The 3843-nt window shown below is 43.1% G+C and carries 2 protein-coding genes; both read left to right on the forward strand.

The annotated features are described in order from the left end of the window. Window positions 1–2254 (forward strand): mechanosensitive ion channel family protein (locus tag VIP81_RS23520; protein WP_331967125.1); only part of this gene is annotated, 2254 nt, incomplete at its 5' end. Window positions 2255–2310: 56 nt separating this feature from the next. Further along, window positions 2311–3816: an IS1182 family transposase gene (locus VIP81_RS23525; RefSeq protein WP_331967127.1), complete on the forward strand. Its 1506-nt coding sequence runs from the start codon at window positions 2311–2313 to the stop codon at window positions 3814–3816. The last annotated feature ends 27 nt before the right edge of the window (window positions 3817–3843 follow it).

The raw sequence follows: 3843 nt of genomic DNA on the forward strand, positions 1-3843 counted from the left end.
CATGCAACAGGCCAGGGGGTATTTAAAAGGTGGTATTGATACTACCGGCATACATGGAGATCTGGCGAATATTGAGAACTGGCATGCCGTTGCGGGCGATGGCGTTTTCGTGAACAAGGGCACTGCGCAAACTTACCGCAATCTCACCACTTCCTATAACCTGCTGTTAGTATTACAGAAAATATCAGTAGAACGCAAAGACGCGTTAGATGAATATCAGCACAGGCTTTCTATGTTCAGGTTTCATATTGATTCGCTGGCGAGCGATCCGGCGATGTTTACTTTCCCCGATGATTCTGCCGCATTGGTGAAGTATCTGGATAAGATGCAGGTGACCCTTATTGAAATAGCGCCGGTGGATAGCATGCTGAAAACAGCCATATCTAATGTACAAACGCTGCAAAGGCAGGTAAATGTGCAAGTGTTCAAAACCGCCAACAGCATCGATGAAATTGAACTACTCCAACGACAGATTTATCGCCATACTTTTAACCGGCAGTTTGCCAACCTATGGGGACCGGTGGGTGATAACCGGCCTTTTTCCGCTATTGCTACCTACTCAAAAGCTAAAGGGCTGCTGACTTTACGTTTTTATGCACAGAACAATGCATGGAAAATAGGATTGTTATTGTTACTGATAGGTTTGTCGGCTATTTATCTGCATTCTTTGAAAAAGATTTACCAGCAGAAAGAATGGGTACAGGCGGACCAGCCAGGCAGCCTCGTATTACGATATCCATTACTATCTGCCATTATGATTGTAATAAGTGTGTTTCAATTTATTTTCACAGCGCCTCCCTTCATCTTTACGGCTATTTTATGGACCATCGCAGCGGCATCACTGACGTTCATCTACTTTGGTTTTATTTCCCGCTATTGGATGATGGTATGGCTTACCTTGTCGCTCTTGTTTGTCATTGCCTGTTTAGACAACCTCGTGCTGCAGGCATCGAGAGTAGAAAGGTGGGGGATGCTGCTATTGGGAATAGCAGGTATAATAGCGGCCGGTATTGTATTGTGGAAGCGGAAATATTGGGGCATTCTTAAAGAACAATGGATTATCTATTTCATTGGTTTTATGGGTATACTGGAATTGGGAGCCGTGATCACCAATTGTTTCGGACTATATAATTTTTCCAAAACACTCCTGACCAGCGGTTATTTTAATGTCATTATTGCCATTATGTTTTTATGGACCGTGAGACTGATCAATGAGGCGCTGGAATTAGCTTTTACTGTATATCAGGGGCAGAACAGGAAATTGTTTTATATTAATTTTCAGCGTGTGGGAACCAAAGTCCCCGCTTTGTTTTACTTATTTCTTATAGTGGGCTGGCTGATCCTCTTTGGCCGCAATTTTTATACATTCAGCCTGGTATCTACACCGGTGAGAAATTTTCTGTCACAGGAAAGAAATGTAGGGGATTATACTTTTACGATTAACACCCTGGTTTTATTTGTGTTTATCCTGGGCTTGTCGGTGGTCATTTCCCGGGTGGTATCTTATTTTGCGTCCGACAGACATCTTGGCGGCAATGCCACCTCAACAAAGGAAATGAGAACCGGGTTGGGAAGCTGGCTGCTGCTGATCCGTATTTCCATTATTACGTTAGGACTTTTCTTCGCCTTTGCTGCCGCAGGTATTCCGATGGATAAGGTGGCCATTATACTGGGCGCTTTAGGAGTAGGCATTGGTTTCGGTTTACAAACGCTGGTAAATAACCTGGTGAGCGGCCTTATCATTGCCTTTGAAAAACCAGTGAATGTAGGTGATGTGGTGGAGGTAGACAATCAGGCTGGCACTATGAAATCTATTGGTTTTAGAAGCAGTGTTATTTCTACCTGGGATGGGGCCGATATGGTGATGCCGAATGGAGACCTGCTAAATTCCCACCTGATTAACTGGACATTGGCCGGAGGCAGGCGCAGAATGAACCTCGTACTGGGGGTTGCTTATGGTACAGACCTCCCGGTAGCGCAACAGCTATTGATGGAAATTATAGGGAAAGACGACCGCATTCTGCAATCACCAGCTCCGCTGGTGATCTTTCAGGACTTTAACAATAGCGCTATAGATGTGAAACTGCTATTCTGGGTAAGGACTACCGGGGACGCGCTTCCTGCTAAGAGTGACCTGATTATGGCTATCAATAAAGCTTTTCAGGAACATAATATCTCCATACCTTTCCCGCAACAGGACATTCATATACATACAAAACCGCCTTCGCCGGATACAGAAAAAGGGCCAGCCTAAAGTGGCTGTTGCACAACTCAACTTTTTTCCCTTGCGTGCTTTAATTATATTAGAGTATGCAAGGGAAAAAAAAATTTCAGGAAAAGCTATTCATGCAATTCCAACTTTCCGATCATATTCCGGAGGATAATTTCTACAGGGGTCTAAAAAGCACATTAGATTTCTCCTATTTGTATCGTTCTACCCAAAAATATTATGGTAAAGAGGGTCAGAAAAGTATTGACCCTGTAGTTTTTATGAAGTTGATGCTGGTAGGCTACCTGGAGAACCAGGTGAGTGATAGGCGTATAATCGCGTCCTCCCGCATGCGTTTGGACATTCTTTACTTCCTTGGATATGATCTGGACGAAGAGCTTCCATGGCATTCCACTCTTAGTCGTACCCGGCAGCTTTATGGGGAAGGTCAATTTCTGGAATTGTTTAAACAGGTATTAAAACAATGTATAGATAAGGGTCTTGTTTGCGGTAAAAGACAGGCTGTAGATAGTGCATTCGTTAAAGCCAATGCTGCAATGTCTGGCATGGTGGAACGGGAGATACTGGCCGATGCGGGTATCTATACGGAAGAACTGAAGTCAACAGAGGAGCAGGATAGTTCTGCTGCTGGCTCAAAAGATAAAAAGCCACAGAAAATACAAGCAGGCACAGTATCTAAACCTACCAATAAGACCCACGTAAGTAAATCTGATCCTGATGCAAGGATGTCGGTAAAACCGGGTAAAGTAACCCGGTTAAATTATGTAAGCCAGGTGAGTGTTGATACAGCCAGCCATGTTATCACCCACATCCAGGCTTTTCATGCAGACAAAGGAGATAGCCAGTGTTTTAGGCAGGTACTGGAAACAACAATTGAAAATCTTGCAGAAAATGGCCTGATCGTGTCTGAAGTATTAGCAGATACCGCCTATAGCAGCGGAGATGGTTTAGAGGCATTGGCAGCTAAAGATATAATAGGTTATATTCCGAACCCTTCCGGGTACAGAGCTGAACGGCAGGGATTTACTTATGAAAAAGAGCATGATAGATATCGCTGTGCGCAAGGTGCCTATCTTACGCTAAGGCGTATCAGGACAGATAGAGGCAGACCGCTTAAAATCTATAGGAGTAGTGTAAAGGATTGCAAGCAATGCCCTTTGGCTAAAAGTTGTACAGATCCCAATGGAATCAAGAGTATAGAAGATTCTATCAGTAAAGCATTGAATGATCAGATGCACCAACGGATGCAATCCAGGAGAGGTAGAAGAATGGCAAGATTACGAAGTAGTACGGTAGAACCGGTATTAGGTACCCTGATCAATTTTACCGGGATGAAACAGGTTTACACTAAAGGTATCCAACTGGCCAATAAAGCGATGATCATGGCCGCTATTGCTTATAACCTCAAGAAGTTAATGAAAGCAGTTACCCGAAAAGTATTGAAAATAAATTATGGGCAACTCAAATTGCCTATAAACGGCTTCTCCTGTATTTACATCCTTATACACAGCTTAATATCAACTTATCACTGTAACAACAACAACATTTTTACTAACAGTAAAAGGCTCAATAACCTTCTAACCTAAATTAAGTAAGAGGTTATTGAGCCTTTT

The organism is Chitinophaga sp. (assembly GCF_036566945.1).
Lineage (GTDB): Bacteria > Bacteroidota > Bacteroidia > Chitinophagales > Chitinophagaceae > Chitinophaga.

Coding starts and splice junctions, on each gene's coding strand:
- VIP81_RS23525 (WP_331967127.1), top strand. CDS start 2,311: ATGCAAGGGAAAAAAAAATTTCAGGAAAAGCTATTCATGCAATTCCAA.